General features: G+C 62.5%; 24 protein-coding genes. 2 read left to right on the forward strand and 22 right to left on the reverse strand.

The window, feature by feature from the left end; genetic code table 11:
* Position 1 precedes the first annotated feature (1 nt).
* The 7 genes from TQ38_RS02145 to TQ38_RS02175 form a co-directional block, all read right to left on the reverse strand.
* Positions 2-2,437: a phage tail tape measure protein gene (locus TQ38_RS02145; RefSeq protein WP_043973658.1), complete on the reverse strand. Its 2,436-nt coding sequence runs from the start codon at positions 2,435-2,437 to the stop codon at positions 2-4.
* Positions 2,438-2,440: 3 nt separating this feature from the next.
* On the reverse strand, positions 2,441-2,578 hold the full coding sequence (locus tag TQ38_RS02150; protein ID WP_043973656.1) for a GpE family phage tail protein: 138 nt from the start codon (positions 2,576-2,578) through the stop codon (positions 2,441-2,443).
* Between the two features lie 8 nt (positions 2,579-2,586).
* Positions 2,587-2,904, reverse strand: coding sequence for a phage tail assembly protein (locus TQ38_RS02155; RefSeq protein WP_043973654.1), 318 nt, complete (start codon positions 2,902-2,904; stop codon positions 2,587-2,589).
* 85 nt (positions 2,905-2,989) lie between these two features.
* Positions 2,990-3,502, reverse strand: coding sequence for a phage major tail tube protein (locus tag TQ38_RS02160; RefSeq protein WP_043973651.1), 513 nt, complete (start codon positions 3,500-3,502; stop codon positions 2,990-2,992).
* 40 nt (positions 3,503-3,542) lie between these two features.
* Positions 3,543-4,718, reverse strand: a complete 1,176-nt coding sequence (locus TQ38_RS02165) for a phage tail sheath subtilisin-like domain-containing protein (RefSeq protein ID WP_043973648.1) — start codon at positions 4,716-4,718, stop codon at positions 3,543-3,545.
* A gap of 14 nt (positions 4,719-4,732) precedes the next feature.
* Entirely contained in the window at positions 4,733-5,077 is a 345-nt protein-coding gene (locus TQ38_RS02170; RefSeq protein ID WP_043973645.1) for a GPW/gp25 family protein, read from the reverse strand.
* Positions 5,074-5,631 (reverse strand): phage baseplate assembly protein V, encoded by a 558-nt coding sequence (locus TQ38_RS02175; protein WP_043973643.1) that lies wholly within the window; start codon positions 5,629-5,631, stop codon positions 5,074-5,076. The genes TQ38_RS02170 and TQ38_RS02175 overlap by 4 nt, the downstream gene beginning before the upstream one ends.
* 129 nt (positions 5,632-5,760) lie before the next feature.
* Between TQ38_RS02175 and TQ38_RS02180 the strand changes: the two genes are divergently transcribed.
* Complete coding sequence (locus TQ38_RS02180; protein WP_162792185.1) at positions 5,761-6,432, forward strand: hypothetical protein; 672 nt, start codon at positions 5,761-5,763, stop codon at positions 6,430-6,432.
* A 40-nt stretch (positions 6,433-6,472) separates the two neighbouring features.
* On the opposite strand, the gene TQ38_RS02185 is transcribed toward TQ38_RS02180, so the two are convergent.
* From TQ38_RS02185 to TQ38_RS02215, 7 genes are all read right to left on the reverse strand, one after another.
* Entirely contained in the window at positions 6,473-7,288 is an 816-nt protein-coding gene (locus TQ38_RS02185) for a DNA adenine methylase (protein WP_043973638.1), read from the reverse strand.
* Positions 7,289-7,459: 171 nt separating this feature from the next.
* Positions 7,460-7,744 carry a hypothetical protein gene (locus tag TQ38_RS02190; RefSeq protein ID WP_043973635.1) on the reverse strand — a complete coding sequence of 95 codons (285 nt, stop codon included), beginning with the start codon at positions 7,742-7,744 and terminating at the stop codon, positions 7,460-7,462.
* Between the two features lie 3 nt (positions 7,745-7,747).
* Positions 7,748-8,656: a hypothetical protein gene (locus TQ38_RS02195; protein WP_043973632.1), complete on the reverse strand. Its 909-nt coding sequence runs from the start codon at positions 8,654-8,656 to the stop codon at positions 7,748-7,750.
* A gap of 4 nt (positions 8,657-8,660) precedes the next feature.
* Positions 8,661-12,344 carry a hypothetical protein gene (locus TQ38_RS02200; RefSeq protein WP_043973628.1) on the reverse strand — a complete coding sequence of 1,228 codons (3,684 nt, stop codon included), beginning with the start codon at positions 12,342-12,344 and terminating at the stop codon, positions 8,661-8,663.
* Between the two features lie 3 nt (positions 12,345-12,347).
* The gene (locus TQ38_RS02205; protein WP_052505629.1) at positions 12,348-13,358 is read right to left on the reverse strand and encodes a hypothetical protein; all 1,011 of its coding nucleotides are present in this window, start codon (positions 13,356-13,358) and stop codon (positions 12,348-12,350) included.
* On the reverse strand, positions 13,358-13,996 hold the full coding sequence (locus TQ38_RS02210) for a phage tail protein I (protein WP_043973625.1): 639 nt from the start codon (positions 13,994-13,996) through the stop codon (positions 13,358-13,360). The genes TQ38_RS02205 and TQ38_RS02210 overlap by 1 nt, the downstream gene beginning before the upstream one ends.
* Positions 13,993-14,898 (reverse strand): baseplate J/gp47 family protein, encoded by a 906-nt coding sequence (locus TQ38_RS02215; protein WP_043974471.1) that lies wholly within the window; start codon positions 14,896-14,898, stop codon positions 13,993-13,995. The genes TQ38_RS02210 and TQ38_RS02215 overlap by 4 nt, the downstream gene beginning before the upstream one ends.
* Before the next feature lie 352 nt (positions 14,899-15,250).
* On the opposite strand from TQ38_RS02215, the gene TQ38_RS29850 reads away from it, so the two are divergent.
* Positions 15,251-15,619 carry a hypothetical protein gene (locus tag TQ38_RS29850; RefSeq protein ID WP_162792186.1) on the forward strand — a complete coding sequence of 123 codons (369 nt, stop codon included), beginning with the start codon at positions 15,251-15,253 and terminating at the stop codon, positions 15,617-15,619.
* Positions 15,620-15,770: 151 nt separating this feature from the next.
* Here the strand turns inward: TQ38_RS29850 and TQ38_RS02225 are convergent, their stop codons facing one another.
* The 8 genes from TQ38_RS02225 to TQ38_RS02260 are packed head-to-tail and all read right to left on the reverse strand — an operon-like array spanning position 15,771 to position 19,108.
* The gene (locus tag TQ38_RS02225) at positions 15,771-16,442 is read right to left on the reverse strand and encodes a phage virion morphogenesis protein (protein WP_043973621.1); all 672 of its coding nucleotides are present in this window, start codon (positions 16,440-16,442) and stop codon (positions 15,771-15,773) included.
* Positions 16,439-16,921: a phage tail protein gene (locus tag TQ38_RS02230; protein ID WP_043973619.1), complete on the reverse strand. Its 483-nt coding sequence runs from the start codon at positions 16,919-16,921 to the stop codon at positions 16,439-16,441. The genes TQ38_RS02225 and TQ38_RS02230 overlap by 4 nt, the downstream gene beginning before the upstream one ends.
* Entirely contained in the window at positions 16,905-17,036 is a 132-nt protein-coding gene (locus TQ38_RS31265) for a hypothetical protein (RefSeq protein ID WP_255417958.1), read from the reverse strand. The genes TQ38_RS02230 and TQ38_RS31265 overlap by 17 nt, the downstream gene beginning before the upstream one ends.
* Before the next feature lie 10 nt (positions 17,037-17,046).
* Positions 17,047-17,442, reverse strand: coding sequence for a hypothetical protein (locus tag TQ38_RS02240; RefSeq protein ID WP_043974468.1), 396 nt, complete (start codon positions 17,440-17,442; stop codon positions 17,047-17,049).
* Complete coding sequence (locus tag TQ38_RS02245) at positions 17,439-18,044, reverse strand: glycoside hydrolase family 108 protein (protein WP_113941872.1); 606 nt, start codon at positions 18,042-18,044, stop codon at positions 17,439-17,441. The genes TQ38_RS02240 and TQ38_RS02245 overlap by 4 nt, the downstream gene beginning before the upstream one ends.
* Positions 18,045-18,047: 3 nt before the next feature.
* Positions 18,048-18,392 carry a hypothetical protein gene (locus TQ38_RS02250; protein WP_043973611.1) on the reverse strand — a complete coding sequence of 115 codons (345 nt, stop codon included), beginning with the start codon at positions 18,390-18,392 and terminating at the stop codon, positions 18,048-18,050.
* 3 nt (positions 18,393-18,395) lie between these two features.
* Entirely contained in the window at positions 18,396-18,626 is a 231-nt protein-coding gene (locus TQ38_RS02255; protein WP_043973609.1) for a tail protein X, read from the reverse strand.
* Positions 18,626-19,108, reverse strand: coding sequence for a head completion/stabilization protein (locus TQ38_RS02260; protein ID WP_043973607.1), 483 nt, complete (start codon positions 19,106-19,108; stop codon positions 18,626-18,628). The genes TQ38_RS02255 and TQ38_RS02260 overlap by 1 nt, the downstream gene beginning before the upstream one ends.
* Positions 19,109-19,229: the final 121 nt, after the last annotated feature.

The following is a 19,229-nucleotide window of genomic DNA, read 5'->3' on the forward strand; positions in this document are numbered from 1 at the left end:
ATTACCCTTCGTCGTCGCCGAAGCTGCGCCCGCGCCGCTCACGTTCGATCTGTTCTATGGCCTTGCGGACTGCCTCCGCGATGTCTTGCGGGTTGCCGGTGACGCCGTGGAAGTGGAGGTTGAAGGTTGCCGGCGCGGCGCTGGCGGCTGAGGTGGGCGCGACGCTACCGGCGCTCGATGCCGCCGCTGGCACAGCAGCGGCCATGGCCGCGCCCCCGGCGCCGACCGCCAGCGCGCGGGTCATCTGCCCCGCCAGTTCGTTGATGCGGGCGATCGGCCCCGGCGCGTTGGCAGCGAGGCCCTGATCGAGACCGCCCATGACATGCCCGCCGATCTCCGCGAACACGCGGGACGGTGAGTGGATGCCCAGCAGCTTACGGATTTTGTCGGGGATCAGGTTGCCGACCGCCGAAAGGACCAGCCCTAAGCCGGGGATCATGGCCTTTATGCCGCCGATCAGGCCCTGAATCATCCAGCGTCCGATGTCGGCCATATTGAGGGAGCGCAGGTAATCGAGTGCTGGCTGGAAAGCGCGCATCAGCATGCCGAGCGGGTTGAAGTTCAGGAAATAGAATTTCAGCGCCGCGAAGATGCCCGCCATGATCTCGGGCCAGTTGCCCCAGTTCTCGTAGAGCCAGTAAGAGGCGGCCGCTAAGCCGACGATCCCGGCAATGATAGCGGCAGCGATACCGATCAGCGGCAACAGGCCGATGCCGAGCGCGGTCGCAGCCGCCCCGAGCACCGCGATCGGCGCGACGAGGCCGGCGAGGACAATGGCGCCGGCGCCCAGAATTAGGAACAACGCTGCGAAAGCGGCGGCTCCTACCGCAAGCGCGCGCACTAGCTGCGGATTGCGCTGCGCAATGCCAGCAAGCCGGTCGCCCCAACGCGAAAGAGTTTCGGAGCCCGACGCGATCAGGGGCAATAGCTGGTTGCCGATCGTGATCGACAAATCCTTAGACTGAACACTGAGGTGTTTCACCTTCTCGGCGCTGTCATTCATGCGCTCGGCGAAATCGGTATTGGTCGTGTCCGGAGCAAAAAGCGCTGCGGCCCTGATCTCTTTATACTCGGCAAAAGCCGACATCAGCGGGCGAAGCGCCTGTTGAACCTGCATATCCCCGAAAAGGGAAGACAACTTCGCCTGGTCGCCGCCAGTCGCCTGCTGGGTCAAGCGCACGATTTCCTCGATCGGGCTGCGGCTTTCAGCGGCGGCCTTCTTCATTGCCTTCGGAATATCGATGCCCAAATCCGCAAAGTTCTTGATCGTGTCCTCCGAATTAATCTTGGACAGCAGGTTTTGAAGGTTGTTGGCCGCGCTGGATGCATCGCCCGCGCCCTTGCGGGTGATCTGCAGCGCGGCGGCGAGGTCGGCAACTGCCGGCACGCCCTTCCCGCCAAGGCTCTGCATGCTGGCAGTCAGCGCTGGGAAGTACTGTGCCATGTCCTTGATTTCGAAGGCGCCGTTTTTTCCTGCCTCGGCCATTACATCGAGAGCGTATCCGGTTTGGTAAATCGCCACTTTGAGGTTGTCGTGAGATGCGAAAGTTGCCTTTGCAAGATCGTCAATCTCGGCTTTGTAAGCAGTCGCCGACCGGCCGATGTCCTGCATCATGGCGGTTGCCTGTTTCCCACCAAGTCCGAAACCAGTTAGAGTGTCGACGCCCTTCTGCAGGTCGGCGGGCAGCTGGTTAACGGCAAGTGCGGTTTTGCGCATGTCTAGGCCCATCAGGCGGCCCGCATCTCTTGCCTGGACAACCTTCTGGTTAATGTCGGTCATCTTCGATTCGAACTGCATCGCGTCCTCGGCAGCGCCTTCGAGCGGCCGGGCGATGACCATGCCGGTGCCGATCGACGCCGCGCCGCCGGCGGCAAGGCCGGTGGCCATGGCCTGCGTCCGCGAGAACCGCTCGCGCGCGTCCGCGAAACGCTGGGTCCGCTGGGTCACCTCCTGCAGGCGGCGATCCTGATCGCGCAAGCTATCCGTCGTCTGGCGGACCTGATCGCGTAGGCGCCGTTCGCCGTTCACCAGATCGCGGGTGGAGATGCCGGCAGCAGACAACCGCGTGCGCAGTTCCTGCAGGCGGGTGGATTGCTGGCGATGCTCATTGGTGAGCCTTTCGGCTTCGCGGCGGGCCTGAGCGAATTCGCGCTGCATCGCTTTGGTCGGGTTGGCGGTCTGCCCGATCGCGCGGCCCAGTTGCGTCGTGCGAGCCTGTGCCTCCTGCATTCGGCGTTCGAGATCGCGGGTACCGCCGCGCAGCTGGCGGAATTCGGCGATGTCGTTCTGCGCCTGCTTGAGCGACTTCAGCTGGTCGCGCGTGGCGCGCAGGGTCTGCGCCAGGCGCGTCGAGCCGGCGGCGGCGTCCCGCATCGGGCGGGTGAGCCGGTCGGCACCTTCCATAAGGACGCGAATTCGAAGGTTCCGGTCGGCCACTGCCTATTTCCCGCGTTTGCCAGGCGTATCAGATGACTGCGAGCGTTTGGCGGCGCGCTCGCGCCAGCCCATCAGTTCGGCGATGGACATTTCGTTCATGGCGGCGGGCGGCCAGTGGAAGATGGCCGCCACGTCCGCCATCGCGTCGTCTACGCGACCGGGGAGAGCCCCGCCTTCGCGCCCTTCGGCAGCAAAAAATCCATAACCTCGCTGCCCAGCTGGGTGAGGTCGGCCGGATCGAGCGCGGCGACGTCCTGCTTGGACAGCATCGGGATGGTGATGCGCGGCAGGAGCGTTTCGAGGGCGCCATAATCGAGGTTGAGAAGCTGCGACAGCGAGAGGCCGCGCAGTTCGCCCGACTGGGGTTTGCGAACCTGCACGCTCTCGATGGTCGCTTCACCGCGCTTCAGGGGCGTGTCGAGCGTGACGAGGGCAAGGGCGGCGGCGGTCGCGGCGATTTCGGTCATGATGTTCTCCGGGTGTCGGGAGCAAGGCCCGCGTTCGTGCTATCGAGGAGGAAAGGCGGCCCGGCGAGCGGCCGGGCCGGATGGATCAGAACATTCCGAGGAGGCGACGACGCTCGGCCAGGCGATCGACGCCATCGACGATCTCGATCATGTTGAGGAAGTCGATTTCGAGTTCGACCCGCCCGTTCCACACGAGCTTGTAGTAAGCGATTTCGAACGTGGTCCCGAACTCGCCGGCTTCGCCGGTTTCCTGATCGCCAAATTCGAGTTCACCCCAGCGGCCCCGCGCGATGACTTCTACGTGGTCGACGTCGGCGGTATCGTCTGCCTGGTAGTTTCCGGCGAAGCGGACATAGACGCCATCGACCGTGGGGGTGCCCCACTGGCGCAGGATGTCGCGCATGGGAGCCCCAAAGGTGACCCCCATGGACATGGCCTCCATGCCCATGTCCATCTTGACCGGCCCGCTCATCCCGCCGCCGCGCGTCTCTTCCAATTTGCGGGTGAGGGTGGGCAGGGCCACCGTCTTGGCCTCGCCCATGTAGGCAAAACCTTCGTTAAACATCATGCTGTCCTTGAGGACGCGTTGCATACCCATCAGGGGCTCCTATGATCCAGAGAGTAAGGTTGGCGGTCGATCAGACGTCAGCGGTCAGCTGCGCCGAAAAATCGGCAAAATAGCTGTCCGTGATGCGCTGGTTGAAGCCGAGGTCTTCGAGCGGCGGCGGTACGGCATAGTCGTAGTCGATGCGCAGCTTGCCGGCCTTGAGGGCGGAGACATCGTTGTTCGCCTCATCGAACCAAGCGTTTGCGCCTAGGATCACGCCGCCGGCCTTCAGCTGGCGGAAAAGGCCGTTGATGGTCTCTATGATGTCCTTGGCCAGGCTGGGCGTCAGCGGTTTGTCCATGGCCCAGAGCATGCCGTTGACGATCGTGTCCGCGAGCAGCTGCGCGACGCGGGTAGTGCTTTCGAAGACGAAAGGGCTTTCCGGCTCGGCCGTGGTGCGGTTGCCCCAGAAACAGTTTCCCGTGACGGTGCGCACGAGAGCCGTGACCTGCGCGGCGTTGAGAACCGCCGCTTCGCTGGTTTGGTCTTCGATATCCCAGTGGATGTCCTTGGTGAGGCCGACCACCCCGCTGACGGCGACGTTCGACAGGGTTTTCTGGGGGCCCGTCTGCGTGTCGATAAGGGCGCGCAGACCCATGGCACGGGCGGCGGCGTAGCTGGTGACGGTGGCACTGGCATCGGTATTCCAGGCAAGGAAGTCCGGCATCAGCAACATGAGTTCACGCGCGGTAAAGTTCGCTCGGTATGCGGTCGCGGCGGCCACAGTCTCGCCGATCGCGCGGGCATAGGCGAAGGCGCGCAGCTTCTGCGCGACGACGACAAGCGCGGCGGTGACTGCCTGCGTTTCGAGGCCGGGCGTGCCGAGGATTTTAGGCTTCACGCCCAGCTGCGCCTGCGCGGCCAGAAGGGCCTGCATGCCGGTCTTCTGGCCGTTGGCATCCGTGGTACCGATGACGTTGCTGGCGGTTTCGGCCGGCGTCGCACCTTCTTCCACGCGCACCACAACGAGGATTGGCCTGGTCTGGTCAGCGATCGCGCGCAGCGCGTTGGCCAGCGTGCCGGTGACGCCCGCGCTGCCAATCGCGGTCTCGATGTCCGTGATGAGTGCGGGTCGGTCGAGGGGGAAAACGTCGGCGCTAGCATCAGCGCCAGTCGCGACCAGGCCGATGATCGACGTGGAGATCGCCGTCAGCGTGCGGGCGCCTTCGGTGATCTCGGTGATGGTGATTCCATGTTTGAAGGCCATGACGGGTTCCTTGGTCAGAGAGGGATGGCGAGGCGGGTCCGGGCATTGGCGGCGTTTGTGTCGGTGCGGTCCGCGTCGATGATGAGGATGGCGGCACCCTGCCGGTCACCGGCAGTCAGGCTCACGCGGCGCAGCCGAATGCGGTCTTCCCAGCGTGTGACGGCGACGGCGGTGGCCGCGAAAATGCGCATGATGTTGGTCGCGGTCATGGGCTGGTCGATCAGGCCGGGTAGAGCCGATCCGTAATCCTCGCGGCAGGTGCGGGCTCCGATCGGGGTGCTGAGGATGTCGGCCACGGATTCGCGGATGCTTTCAAGGCCGTCGATCGTGGCGCCTGTGGTGCGGGACATGCCGGTCATGAAACGGGCGCGCCGGTCTGAGCGGCACCCGCCTGGACCCCGGTGTGCTTGTGGTTCTTGAGGCTGATACCGCCGCCGACCATGTCATCGGTCGCCTCGGCTTTGCCAGCGATCGACAGATTTCCGTTGATGGTGACGTCGCCAGTGATGGTGACGCCTCCCGGTGCGCTGATGTCGATCGTCCCGCCGGTAGGCAACGCGATCGTCAGCGCGTGTGTGGTAAAGTGATACGACAGTTCGGCGCCGTCATCGAACTTGATGAGAAATATGTCAGGATCAGTCGAAGGAGCAGGGTTGGCGTCGGACCATAGGCCAGGCAAGACAAGGCCGCCGGCAAGGTCGCCTTCGGGTGACAGGACAGTGCATTGCTCACCACTGGACGGCGGCGCCCATACCTTGATACGGCCCGCGCACCATGCCAGCCAAGGCAGATCGCCCGTCATCAGGTCGCCGATCTCGACCGTGCACGTCGCGGCGCCGTGATCGACGGACGCCACGGTGCCAAGCTGGATCACTTCGCCGGCAAGCTGTTCAGGGTCTGCAGTTCGCGCCATGGTGCGACCATGGCGTTAGTCGCGTGAGCTTTCGCGGGGGTGCATTTGGCAAGGCGGCTGACCAAATGCCGGCTAGATTTGCTCACCCTCGTTTCTTAAGCAGGGCGGAATCCGAGGAAGGTATATCTGATGTCAGGCAGTTTGCAGACAAAACGGGCGCTGCGACTGTTGCAAGGCGAAAAAGCTCAAGAGTTCGCGGATCTTGAAGGTGTCCAGCATGATCTGAAGCATGTTGCCGACGCATGTAAAATGATCGATTTATGGAAAGAAAATGCGAGCAAAGAGGGCGTGCGGCGAGCCTGTTTTGATAGCGCCGTGATGAGATATCGGCGCTGTTTTAATGGAGGCATACGCAAGAAGATGTCCGTCTCGGTGATATCTTCCCTCGACGAGGACGAAAAGCTTCTGCACGGGAAATTGCTCGATTTGGCTGATAAAAGCGTCGCGCACTGCGTGGATGGCTCGGAAGAAAACGTTCCGATCGTAACAATGATCATCCCGCCAAACGCACCTGTGTCAGCAGAGATATCTGCATGGAATGGTCGAGTTGTTCATCACAACAAGGTAGATTGCGATAAGATTCGAATATTAGCATTGAAATTAAGAGCGGAAGCGAAAAGTTACGCGACTATTTTAGCGGAAGAGTTGTTAAAAGAACTTCAGGGGAAGTCCCTTTCTGAGATTTACCATATGCCGAAACCGCAGCGCAGCATCACTGACAATGGTGAGCAGCTGTCGCTGAAGTACGGGGGGAAGTTGAAAGGGGACCTACCCCCGTTCAATTTTATCAAAGGTCAATGACAGGCTCTGATGCAAGGCGCCTCAGAGCCTGTGGTGAATATCAATCGTTTGCCGGAACAGCAAAATTGCTGATCAGTAACTCGCGCGCCTGTATGGCGTTGGCACCGACGGTGTAGGTTGTTTTAATTGGGACGATGGAGAAACGACTAAACGTTTCGCGCACGTCTGCGTTGTCGTTTAGCGATATCAGGCACTTGCCGTTGATCCCGGCCAATTGCTCGGCCAGAGCGGCGAAATCGGCGCGAGTGAACACGTCCTTCCCGTAATCCGTCTCGCAAGCCCAGTACGGCGGGTCGAGGTAGAACAGCGCGCCCTCTCGGTCATAACGACGAATGAAATCCGCATAGGGCAGTCGCTCGATCACGACAGATTGAAGGCGATCATGGAGATCCGCCAGCATCGGCTCCAGCTTGCTGACGTCGAAACGTGCCGGCGATGATGCGTCCACGCCGAAGGTCCGGCCCGACACCTTGCCGCCGAACGCCAGGCGCTGGACGTAAAGGAAGCGCACCGCGCGCTGCAGATCGGTCAGGCGATCAGGGTCCTGCCCGAGTAGCCGCTGGAACTCGGCCCTGCTCGCAACGCGGAACCGCAGCATGTCAACGAGGTAGGGGTAGTGTTCTGCAAGGCAGCGGAAGAGCGTGACGACATCACCCGAAATATCGTTGATTGCCTCGGCGCGCGGCCGGCTTTTGCGTCTCAGGAAGATGCCGCCCATGCCGACGAAAGGCTCCGCGTAGCTGGTGTGCGGAGTCCGCTCGATAATGGCGCAGATACGCTTAGAAAGGTTGCGTTTTCCGCCGATATAGCCGGCAACGGGAGAGACTGGGGAAACGGGAACAAAAGAGGTAGACATGTTGGATTTCCTGCACGATGTCCCTCCCGCGCCTGAGCGCGGAAGGGTACTCGATGGGACAGGCGTTAGCCCGTCAGAGTGCGAGTGCAGGCTCGCTGGTTTCGGGATGTGGGGACATCCGAAGCCCCCTTCCGTAAGGGGATTACACGGCGGCGTGAAGAGCCCGCTTGTTTAGGGCGCCACTGCCGGCAAGATGTCAGCCAGAGCGTCCGCAAGCTCGATCTCTTGGAACAGCACGCCCCGGTTATCCGGCAACAGGATCACATTGATTGCGATCATGTTGAGGTCGGGCACCTCGTCGACCAGGACGAGATCGCCGGGCTCGAGCAGGTCCTCACCGGGCCATCCGTCGTGCGTTCGGGTCGCGCCATAGTGGGCCGCCAGCAGGGGGAGGTACCCGTCAACGCCTGGTGCGGTGCCGACGACCATGGTGATGATGGGGTTTGCGGTGACCATGGCCTACAGCGTCGTCACGCCGCGCAGCGCCATTCGCGCCTTGAGATTGGTGATGATCACGTCCAGGTCGGCGGCCGACTTGGCCACGTCTTTGTAGACGCCGGCCATGCTGATTTCGCCCTTAACGCCATCGGCGTCACGCCCGTAGTTCATCACTCCGAACATGTGTTTGGCGCCTCGGCCGATCTGGTCCGTGGCCCACGCGCCCGCGCTGGATGCATCGGCGATGACGTGGCCGCTGCCAAGGGTACGGAAGACGTACCCACTGGCTGCATCGAACGACATAGCATACGCGATGTAGGAGCTCTTCGGCGTGCCAGCAACGGCATGGGCGTTGCGCGTTGAAGCGCCACTCCATGGGGTGTTGGTGGCCCCAGGGAGTGTGGCAAAACTCGCGATCTCCGCGTTGTCGCTGCCCCCGGTGTTCGTATTCTGCTGATTGATTGAGAGACGGCCAGCGGTGGTGGCGTTGGCAGAGCCTGCGGCGGTGTCGTTGGTCGTCGGATTCGCAGGGGTAGTGAAGGAGCCGGACGACGACCAGGGCATCATGAACGTGCCTATGTTGGCGGCGGCAGGGTAAAGGTTGCGAATAACCCCGAAGATCGTGAACTTCGAAGTGATTGGCACGGGGGTCAGGATGCCAAAACCGTTGTTGGCCGCAGCTGACCCATCCGCCACATTCGCAACTCCCGTGGCCGTCTTCAATGCGGTCGATGCCAGGATCAGCGGGGCGCTGTTGCCCCTTCCGGTCTGATCCGTTGCGGGCCCGGTGTAGGCTTGGCCAACGGTCCCGCTATCGAAAAAATACAGTGCTTCCAAGTTATCGGCGTTGAAGCCGAACAGGCGGTTTTCGACCTTGGGGTTGCCGGTCGCGGAGAAATCGGCGCCGGGGATGATGAGCTTGAAGGCCATGGACTTAGTTTCCTTCGCTGTACCCAACGGGCAGGACGAACGCGACGCCCCAGTTCCAGAGGGGGTAGGGTTTGTTGACGAACTGGGCGATGTTGGCCGTGGGGTACATTCCGCGATCAGGCTCGTAGACGTAGTTGTCACTCGCGAGAGACGGGTCGCTGTCGCGGACCATGCCATTGCCGGGGCTTGTCTGGCCTTGGCTGGCGTACCAGACCTTCGGGTTGGCACCGGCCGCGCGGGAAGTCGTGATGCGGATGATGGTGTCCCGGACAATCGCCACTTCGGAGATGCCGATTGCGCCAACGTCGTCCGTGAGGCGAAAGCCCTTGTTCACGCCGTTGTATTCCGCGCCACCTGAAAGCTGCGGCTCATCGAACACGAGAGGCCCGCAGGGGACATGATACGCTACATAAATCGTGGACGTACCCTCCTGCCAGACTTTGATTGGCCGCAGCGGCTCCCAATCGCGCCCTTCAATGACGACCTGGCTCCATACCTTGGCGATCTGGTGCCCGAACCAGCGGGAGCCGTTGCTGTCGAAATGGCCGCCCTTGTCGGTATACGGGTAGGCGGGCCCCACCATCCATGCCGTGTCGGATGCCAGTGAAAAGTCGAGCTGGGCCATACCGACATGGAGACCGGGCACGCCGTTGCTATCGACGTCGCGCGTGTAAGAACCGCCAGTCTGATAGATCATGAAGGCAGGTGGCTTAGTCTGACCGGTGGCGGCCATGGCGTCAGCCTGCATGTTCGCCGCCATCGTGGTAAGCTTGCCCTTGTAGGCTGCGTACGTGATGTTCAGCGAAGCGTGGCCACTGGCTTGGAAATAGTCGTGCTCGCCCTGCATGTAGCTGATGCCGGCGACGGTCACCGTCGAAGCGCCGACAGCTGTTATGAGCTGAGTGAGCGAGCCGGTGTACTTGTTGTAATAGACCGTGCCTCCCTCGGACGGCGTCTTCTCAAGTTCCCCGATGGTCGCACCGGACTTGGAGACATTGATCGTCACGAAGTTCCGGTCTGTGGCGTTGCTCACCACGAGATAATCGTTAAAGCGCGCCTTCGCGCCGTTGGCCCAGCCAATGTTTGACGGCTCACCGCGCGAGCCATTACCTGGCGCGAGGGCCGCCTCACCGGCAGCATCATACCGCGTCGAGCCATTGACCGTTTGAGCGACCAAAGGCTGGAGGCCTGTCGGCGTGAACTGGACGAATGTGCCAGCGTCCGCGCTGGACATCGTGTTGCCGCCAAGCATGAGGTTGCCCAAGCGCGCCGTGCGCGACAGAGCGGGCCAGGTCTCGTCGCCCTGACCAAGCGACTGACCGTATATGTAGAGGGCGTTGTACGCAGCGGTTGGAAGCTGGATGTTGCGGACGCGGCGCGCGTATACCCGCTGGCTGTAAGCCTTGTTGGCCGCATCGCGCTTGTCGAGATCGACGGAACCCGCTGCACCGGACGAGGTGTAGCCTATGCCATCCTTCCAACCGAGAAAGACGTTTCCGTTGGCGTCAGAGATGGCGAAATCATAATTGTGGTCGCCGATGTCCAGGATGACACCGTTGGCGAACGTGATCGTGATCCTGAACGTCGTAAATTGGGTCACGGCGCGGAGCCCGTAGAGCTTGCCGTTGAGCCACCCCAAAAGAACGTTATCGTTCTGATCGCAGATGCAGAACTCATAGTTCATGCCGCGCATGTCCAGCATCGCGCCGTCACCGCCCACGATCGACCCACGATCCCCGAGCGCAATCTTGGCGGCGTTGCCAAGCTGAACCTCACCGCCCACCGCGACCTTGAGAAGAGGCGTCACCATTGCGGCGAGCGACTGAAGCTGGCGCGCGATGAGAGTGCCGTCAGGCGCGAGACCCGCCCCGAAGTACCCGGCAGCGTCGGTGATAGCGAACATCAGGTTCGCCACGGCAGGGTTGTCGGTGATCAGGGTGGAAAGGGCGTTGACGTCGAGGTTAGCCAGCTTCTTCCCGAATGCCGTGCCCATTACCTCGATATCGCCGATCGCGGATGCGACTGAGCGATCGCCGTAGCTGACTTGCGCGGCCGGCGATCCGGGTTGAAGCGCTGTTGCGATCCCCGTCAGCGCACCGGCGCGGACAGCCGCAGTAGTGCTCGAAAAGGGCAACGCCTCTCCGGTGCGCGGGTTGATGCCTGACGCAGATAACGTGAACACCGTGCTCTGGGTGATGGCGGGCGGAATCTTCTGAGCCGCGAGAGCCAACTGCAGAAAATCTGCGGTCCGCGCATCACCGGCTTCGTTCAGATGGGTGAAGTCCCATGTGTCGGAACCGGTCTGAATCCGGAATAGCCGCGGAATGTAGCCGGCAGCGACATCGTCATTGTCAGCGCTGCTTTGCGCACCCGCCTTGAGGTATGCAATCCAGTCCTGTCCACCTGCAGTCCGGGCGTAGAGGTCAGGGTACAGGCTGGCCGTGCGGGCATTAGCTGCGAGGTGCGCGTTATAGGGCGTACCGACGCCGCGCGCCGTCCAGTCGGCCTGAGGCAGCACCGGCAGGATAATGACACGGCATCCCATCGCCTGCAGGAACTGCACGATGAGCGCCATATCGACCCACATCTGTGGGTTAGTGTAATCGCCGTAGCTGTTCGGCACGCCAGAGAAGAAGAAATTCTGCCCAACGGCGACAACCACCGTCCTCCCTGCGAACTGTGCGGAGATATCAGGGATGAACAACACTGGGCCGGTAAGCGCAAGTGCTGCAAGGCCGGCATCCTGCGTGACAGTGTAGGCAAGGCTGGCGCCGTTAGGGATCGACACGGTCACATGCCGCGTAACGCTGCCGTCAACGATGGTGCCGGACATCGTGAGGTTGGTCACAATGTTGGCATCGCCGGTGTTGAGGAAGCTTGCGGGGTTCAAACCCGGATCGTTGCTCGGTGCCAATCCGTTAATGAGGGTGACCGCCTTCGCCGTACCGCCGGCAGCGAGCGAGTTACCCGCCACCGTGACATAGATCGGCTTCGCGCCGAGGCGGTAGACTTCGCGCCAGTCGGAAGAGTACCGGGCAACGCTGATCAGGCTGACGCCAAGGCGGGCGGCGAGAACCTGCGAATAACGGGTGTTCACGTCGCCGCTGTCAGATAGGCTGTTTCCGACGATGCCGAAGCCAGTGATGGCCGAGTAGTTCGCGGGCGGCGTGAAGTTGCGGGCGGTACCGGGCAGCGCGATAGATGACCCACCCCACGAGACCATCTGCGAGGTCGGCGGCGTGCCGCTCAAAGCCCACGATAGCTCGACAGCCGGGTTCGTGCCGCTGGACAGCGCGGTGGCACGAAAGTCCGCGATCTTGATCGCCGCCAATGCGTCCGTCGCGGCGTAACCCTCAGCCAGACCGGCAACGTTTCCTGAAGGCAGCGAGCCGGTGAAGCCGATACCGAGGTTTTTGCTCTCTTCCTGGGTGTATAGGCCCACCCAGTTCGTAACGGCCATCACAGCACCGTTGTCGGGCCGGGTGCTGCCAGCGAATACCCAAACGAAGGTCCGCTTCTGGTCGCCAACGTAGACCTGCAAGTAGTTGGTCCGCGATGCGATCGGGATTTGTTCGCGCTCAGCGATGGTGTCAACGGAGATCCGCGCGCGCTTCAGGACGGCGTCGACCTTGCGGCCGTCGAGATCGAACAGGCGGGCGACGTTGGGCTCGGTGCTTAGCTTGGCCATCGGTCAGGTCCCCACAGCGATGTAGCAGGTGCCGTCAGCGGTATCGTCGGCGCTGAAGACGGAGAAACCGTCCTTCGTGATGGTCGAAGTGATGACGGCGGGCGGGTTGTCCTGGCTGTCGGCGCCGCCGGCCGTGACGCCGCTGACGACGGCCGCGAAACAGGCAGTCTGGAATGGCTGCGCGAGCACGACAGCGGTCGAGGCGTTGGCCGAGGCGGTGAAGCGGCCCCAGACGATCTGGAAGCCGAAGAACCGGATGAAGCCGTTTTCGGCCAGCGACATGGAGATCGGGCCGAGACGGCGCGGCGTTACGACTTTGTCGGCGGCGATGCCGGCGGTGATGTCTGCCGCGTCCGCCTCGGTCACCTTCAGCTTGCGATCCTGCGACAGGTCGCCGCCGCCGGTTACCAGGCCGTCGCCCTCGATCTTGCGAGCGGCCAGCGCCGACAGCGATTCGGAGACAGCGGCGGTAAAGGCCGCGAGACGGGCACGCAGGGTCTTGGGCGAGACGATCGTTACGGCGTCGTCGCCCTCGTCTGCCGCCGCGTTCACCCGTGCCTGCGTGGCGATGCGGGCGACACCGCGATAGGTCTCGGTCGCAGGCGGGTAGGCAAAGACGGCATTGCCGTATTCGATGTTGGCCGCGAAATCGGCTTCGAACGCGATGTCGAAGGCAAGCAGCGCAAAGGCGAGGCTGACCTTGGACAGCACCGGGCTGGCGCTGGTGTGGACCGCGAACAGTGTTCCATCGTCGAGGAACAGGCCAAAGCCTGTCGCTGACCATGCGTCGGCGCTGGTGTCGTAGGCGGTCATGTGCGTGATGTTTGGCGCGGCTGCGACACCCGAGGAGACTGCCAGACGCTTGAACTCGCCAGGCAGGCCGGTGAGCGTCGGCGCATAGTCGAAAGGCGTGGCCGTCAGACCGAGCCATGCGATGGTGGTCGGGTCGGAGCCGGACGCGGCCTGCACGGCGGCAAGCCCCGCATCCGTCAGCTTGAGGACGAGGGTCGCCATTATTCTTCTTCCCAGTATCCGAGGCCGTCCTCGGTCATGAAGGGCTCGCCGTTGTCGGTCTGCCAGATGCGTGACCAGTCGCGGCTTGTGTCGATCGTCGTGGTGCACTCACCGCGAAAGAAGGACCCCGCCATGCCGCCGGCCGCCATGTAAAGCCCGGCCTGTGCTTCGAGGACCTGCACGAAATCGAAGTGCGAGCGGGCCGGCTTGGCGATCGCTACATCGGTGATGATCGCGGCGGCCGTCGCAGGCGTCAGGAACGACGGACCGATTTCCGCCGGCAAGCGAACTTCGAACGTATGCGGAGCGCGCCTCGGCGAGACTTCATGCCACTCGGAGATAGTCAGCGCAGCATGGTAGCGAGCCAGCACCTCCTGGACGGCCTGCCGAGTGCCTTTGCGCCGGTGGTAGGGAATGGCATCGGCGATGGCGGCGCGCTTGTAATCAACACTCCAGGCGGTGTTCCAATGGCTGATCGCCAGCCCCCACGCGAGCCAGGGCAGATGGCCGACCGGGCTATTCGCCGGCGACCAGACCGAACGGATAGGCGTTGGAATGTCGGCCAGCTGAGCGACAACCTGCTCCAGGCCCTTTTCCAGCGGCGTCGAGCCGGGGGGAAGGATGGAGGGGTAGATCATTCGTTGGTGCCAGCGAACCGGCCCACCACGCCCGTGCAGAACGGCGCTTGCGTGCGGCTGATCAGGATGTCGGCGGTGGGCGAATTGAAGTGCACGTTCTGTGCGCCTTCGACATGCGCAGCGCGGAAGAGCGCGGACAATGTAATGTCGCGGCCGATCTTGTGGCTATCGTCAACGTAGGAACGGACGCTGGCCAGCGAGGTCGCGAGAACAAGCGCGCCATCGGGACCACTAAAGGCGGTCAGATCATAATCGACTGAATAGCTGATGATCTCGGCGGACTGGACCATCACGAAATCGGTCAGCGGTCGGCGGGTGTCGGCAGACACATAAGTCTCGACTGTATCGACCAGCTGCTGCGACGCTGTGCCGTTGCCGAGGCGCGAGAGCAGCGAAACGATGACGACGCCAGGCGAAGGGCTGGTTGCGGTTGCATCGAGCACTTCGGCGTCCGCTGACAACGCGTGAAAGAGATATGCGCCCTCCGGCCCGGCGACTGAGTAGCCTTCGGGCGCTAGCACCATGCGCCGGCGGAACTCGGTATCGCTTTCCATCACGGCGGCGGTGCCCGATGCGCTGTCGGCGGGGGTGATAGTTTTGCGCACAATGCCGAACAGCGCAGCAATGTTGTCGAGATCCGCGCCTAGCGCATAGGCGGGCATGACTGCCCGCGCTGCCTCGTTAACGCGCTGACGTAGCAATTGGGCGAGGTAGGAGAATGTCTGAAGAAGCTTGGTCGCCGGATCGCTCTCTCGGCTGACGAACGTAATGCCGGCGGCGAGCATCTCGGCTTTGAATCGCGCAATCGCTTCAGCAAGGATCGGCTCATAGTCCAGAGCCTCAATGAGGTCTGGCGCCGGCAAGCGCGAGAGATCGACTGTGGTGAAGGTAGGATCGGCCATGCCGGCCATGTCGCGGAAGCGAGGGGGCAAGCGCCATTCCCCCGCATTTGGTCAGGCGGCTGTCCAAGAACAGCGGGAACGCGAAATTGCGCAGAAATCAAGATAGGGTTACGTAGGGGGCGTCCGTTCTGCGAACGCTTGTTGTCAGGCTAGCTATGCGCGCATGCCGTCGTCGTTCGCAAACAGCTGATTTTTATACGACAATTTCAGATCAATCTAAGCTCGTACCATAATTAGGGTATGCGGCATTAAATCGGCCCTCGTATCGATTGTTCTTACACAGCCTGACCGGCGGGGGTGTGCGTCGGTGATATTGGGCTGTTTAAATTAGATCACTTACGGGGGTTTTCATATGAAGAAGAAATTTGGTTTCATTGGGGCTGTAATCATCTGCTTTTTGTCGTCTGTTGCACCTACGCAGGCGCAAACAGAGACGGACTGGACGTACTGCAGCCACACTGAAGTACTCGCCAATGGAAATAAGCGTGCAGTTCTTTCTGCGCTTTTTGAGGTTGCAGAAGGAACATACCATGTTGGGACCGAAAATGATTTTCGGGCTTACCTTCAAAAAGAATATCCTAATGCTAAATTTGGTGGAAGGTTTAGTTGCAGAGGTCCTTTTGAAAGTAGCTCAGACGCATCTGCAAGCTACATGAGTGACCGTTTGGAGTTTCGGCGACTTGGTTATAATGTCTTGGAGACCCCTTGGGCTGGCTGGTAACCGGTAGATATTTGTAATGCTCCTCACCGATGTGAAGTATGTTGAGCTACTGATCTCAACTACGGCACATTTGTGAGGCTGGCAGATGGAAAAGCTAAACCGTGGTGTCTGCCGCAATTCGCTTGGCGAACGCCAAATGCACATTTGCTGACTAGCCGGCGGATGCAATGTGATCGTACAGGACGTCGAGCATGCGTTCTCGGTCAGCGGGTGTTGCACCCAGCAGTTCGCGCTTGGGATAGGCCACTGCCTTTGCGCGAAGCGAAGGCTTGTCGCGTAATCCATGCTGATGAACGTCGGCGATCTGGGAAATCCTGCCGCTGAAACCCACCCAGAATCCCTGATCATCAGTGCCGGTCTTGAGGAACCGCGATGTCGCCAAGCGCCGGAACATCGCGCGGCGGCGCAGACCGCCCCTGCGGCGCAACCGGCTTCCGCCGCCGTTGCGATGTTCTTCAGGGACAGGGAGCCACTTCACGATCTTGTCGAACTCGAACGAGCGGATCGCCCCGACCTCGATGTCGAACCCGGTCATCATGCGCCCAGTGCCCCAAGTGAAGCTTTTCATGATGACGCGGCGCGGTTCGCCGCCGCCCGAGGGATAGAAGAAGCAGGCGGTGCCTCGGCCGGTGACCGGCTGCGATTTGGGCTTACGGGCGGCAAAAGCCGAGCCGTCCGGCTGACGCTGCGCCGTGATCCGCTGGCGCTGGCTAATCACAAGATCGCGCGCCATCTTGCGCATCAGAATCCTGCGCTGCCCCGCCGACACGCCGCGCAGGAGTGCGCCCGCAAGCCGTTCGACCTCGGCAAGGCCGTCCGTCATTCGCCATCCCCGATCGTCAACGATTCGTTGCCAGCGAACACCTCAGTGAAGCTGGCGGCGACACCAGCGAAGGCATCCTTGAAATCGGGCTCCTCCGGGTGGACCGCATCGTAGCCGCTTCCATCTACGCGTGAGGTGACCACGACATTTTCAGTCAGGTCGATCGAGATTTCGATGTCCGAGGTCTCGCTGTCGAGCAGTTCGGCTTCAAAGGCGAAGGGCTGACTGTCGGACTTGCGCAGCAGCTGCGGTTGTTCCTTCTCGATCCATGCCAGCACCGGGATGACCAGGCGGTCGGCATCGCCCGCGAAATCCGTCACCAGCGCCTTGAGCGTATACTGGTAGACGAACGACAGGGTCCGCGACTGGCGCGCGGCGATCTGCCCGCTTTCGAGGTAGATCTGCAGGCGGTCGGGATGGGTCTTGAATTCAGGCACACAGGCGGTCAGCCAGCGTCGCAAGCTATCGGCTTTGCGCATTACTACCTCCCTGCGTCAGGCGGACTTCCGCCTGCAATTCGATCAGTGTCGCGCGAATCTGGCCGGCCACGTCGTACAGCTGGGCGAAGCTGGGCAGCGTGTGGCCGCCCGTCATCTGGCCGCTGCTATCGCGCTGTACTCTCGGCAACGTCGGGGGGGCCGCCAGCAGCCCCGCCGACACTTTCGCCGTTCGCAGCGGCAGCGGCGCGGTCGAGCAGGCCGACGCCGTCAGCATCAACACACACATTGCGATAAACCGGGCGTTCGATGACCTTCTGCGTTTCATGGTAGATTTCCCTGACGTTGGCCTGCCGGGTGTACTCGGCCGCCTGGTGGCCTTCGGCCGAGGAGTCGATCTTGCCCTGCAGCTGATCGCGCTCGGCCTCGGCCGCGTCGTCAGCCCTCTTCTGCGCTGCCTGTTCGCGCTCGGTGCCGACGCGGGTGCCGTAGGCGAATCCGCCAATCCCCGCGACGCACGCGGCGAGGGCCCCGGCGAGGGCGAGGTGCGAGAGGCCGATCACGCTGGCATGCCGCATTTCCGGCGGTCGACGTTGCCGATCCGGTGGGCGATCCAGCCCTTGTGGAATGCTTTCAGGGTGCTGTTGACCCGAACAAGGCGGTCATACTCGGCGCGCTGATAGACATCGAGCATGGTCAGCGTGCCGAGGCACAGCGTAGTTGCGCCGCGCGACTTCTGACAGTCGGCAAACGCCTTTCGGGTACCGGGTCCAATCTGACCGTCAACAGTAAGCTTCGTGCCGCACTGGGCGTTGATCGCCTGCTGGAACCAGCGAGAAGGCCGAGCGGGCCCCATGTTCACCGTCGTGTCGAACAGCTCCTCGGTGACTGCCGCGTCCACCACGATAAGCGGGGCGAGGCCGGGCGCAACGAGGTAGCGATCGTAATAGATGCTTTCCGCGACATTGCGGGGCAGCGTGCGCATCGGCCCGGTGTAGCCGTTCTCGCGCGCGACCTGCACAGTGATGCCCATATTGGTTTCGCCGCCGGGGTCGGCCTTGTGGTTCACATAGCCGCCTTCGAGCGCGATCGCGGCGCCGATGATCGTGAGCGCGGCGGCGCCGATCTGGCGCGACTTGTTTTTGACGGTGGTCATGACAGACATGGATCAGCCTCTCTTCGGCAGGATGCGGTCGGCGATGCGGCCAGGGATGGTGACGAGGGTGTCGATCGCGGCCTTGACGACGCGCGGGGTGGCGTCGAACGCAAGGAGCGCGATGCCGAAGGCGATCGACTGCGCGACAAAGCCGTTCCAGTCGGTGACGGCGACGATCGCAAGCGTGGCGTAGTAGCTGACCGTCGAGCCCACGAGCCACTGGAGCATGCGGTCGCGCCACGACATCGCCGGCTTCCATGCCTGGGCGACGGCAGAGCCGATCAGCGAAGGCGTCAGCGAGCCCACCACTTCGGCGCAGTGTTCGAAAGCGAGATGGAAGATGGTGCGCAGGTCCATGGATCAGCTCCAAAGTTGAATGAGCGGCAATACGCGGGCGGCGCTGCCGTTGGGCTCGGCGGTGGCGGGGATGATGACCACCGTGCCGAGCGGGAGAATGGTGCCGAGGTCGGCGAGGCCGGGATTGGCATTCAGCACGCGGGCGAGATCGGACGGCCCGAGACCAGCATCGCGCCAGATCAACAGCGACAGCTTGTCGCCCTGCTTCGCGGTCAAGGTCTGGGCGGCCGCCATCAGATGAGTTCCACGGTGGTGCGCGAGCGGCCAACGATGTCGCGGACGGCATGCTGCGCATCGCGGCGCAGATCATCGACCGAGGGCGTCAGTTCGTCCGCTTGGCCGCCGCCGGCGGCCGTCGTGTCGAAGTCGCGGTGGCGCTCGATCAGTTCGGCTTTGGTGTAGAGGGCAACGGCGCGTGCGTAGCGGATCAGCTGCACACTTTGGCCGTCCAACTGGGGCGCAGGCACGGCCGCAAGCGTTGCGCTGCCGGCGGTAACGCAATCCGCGGCAAACGCCCGGAGGTCCGGCTCCACGCGCATGATCGCGCCGAGGATCGCCGCGCGCAGGCGCGCAGGCGTAATGCTGGTCGGGATACGTGCGGATTCGCGCACTGCAGCGGGATCGATGTCGGGGAAGAAGCCGTCGTTGACGATCGGCGTCTCGGCCTCCGGTAGCTGCTCGACCTCGGCGGCCGGGGGGAGGGAGACGAAGGACATTGGCAGGGCCTCAGGTTCGTGCCGGCACGCCGGCTAACAGGGGTGAGGATCGGGGAGAGTGCGGCCCTGCGGCCCGAAAGCCTCCCGCACTGCGCGATCCGCCCCTGAGCGCCGGGGGCGA

The organism is Novosphingobium sp. P6W (assembly GCF_000876675.2).
GTDB lineage: Bacteria > Pseudomonadota > Alphaproteobacteria > Sphingomonadales > Sphingomonadaceae > Novosphingobium.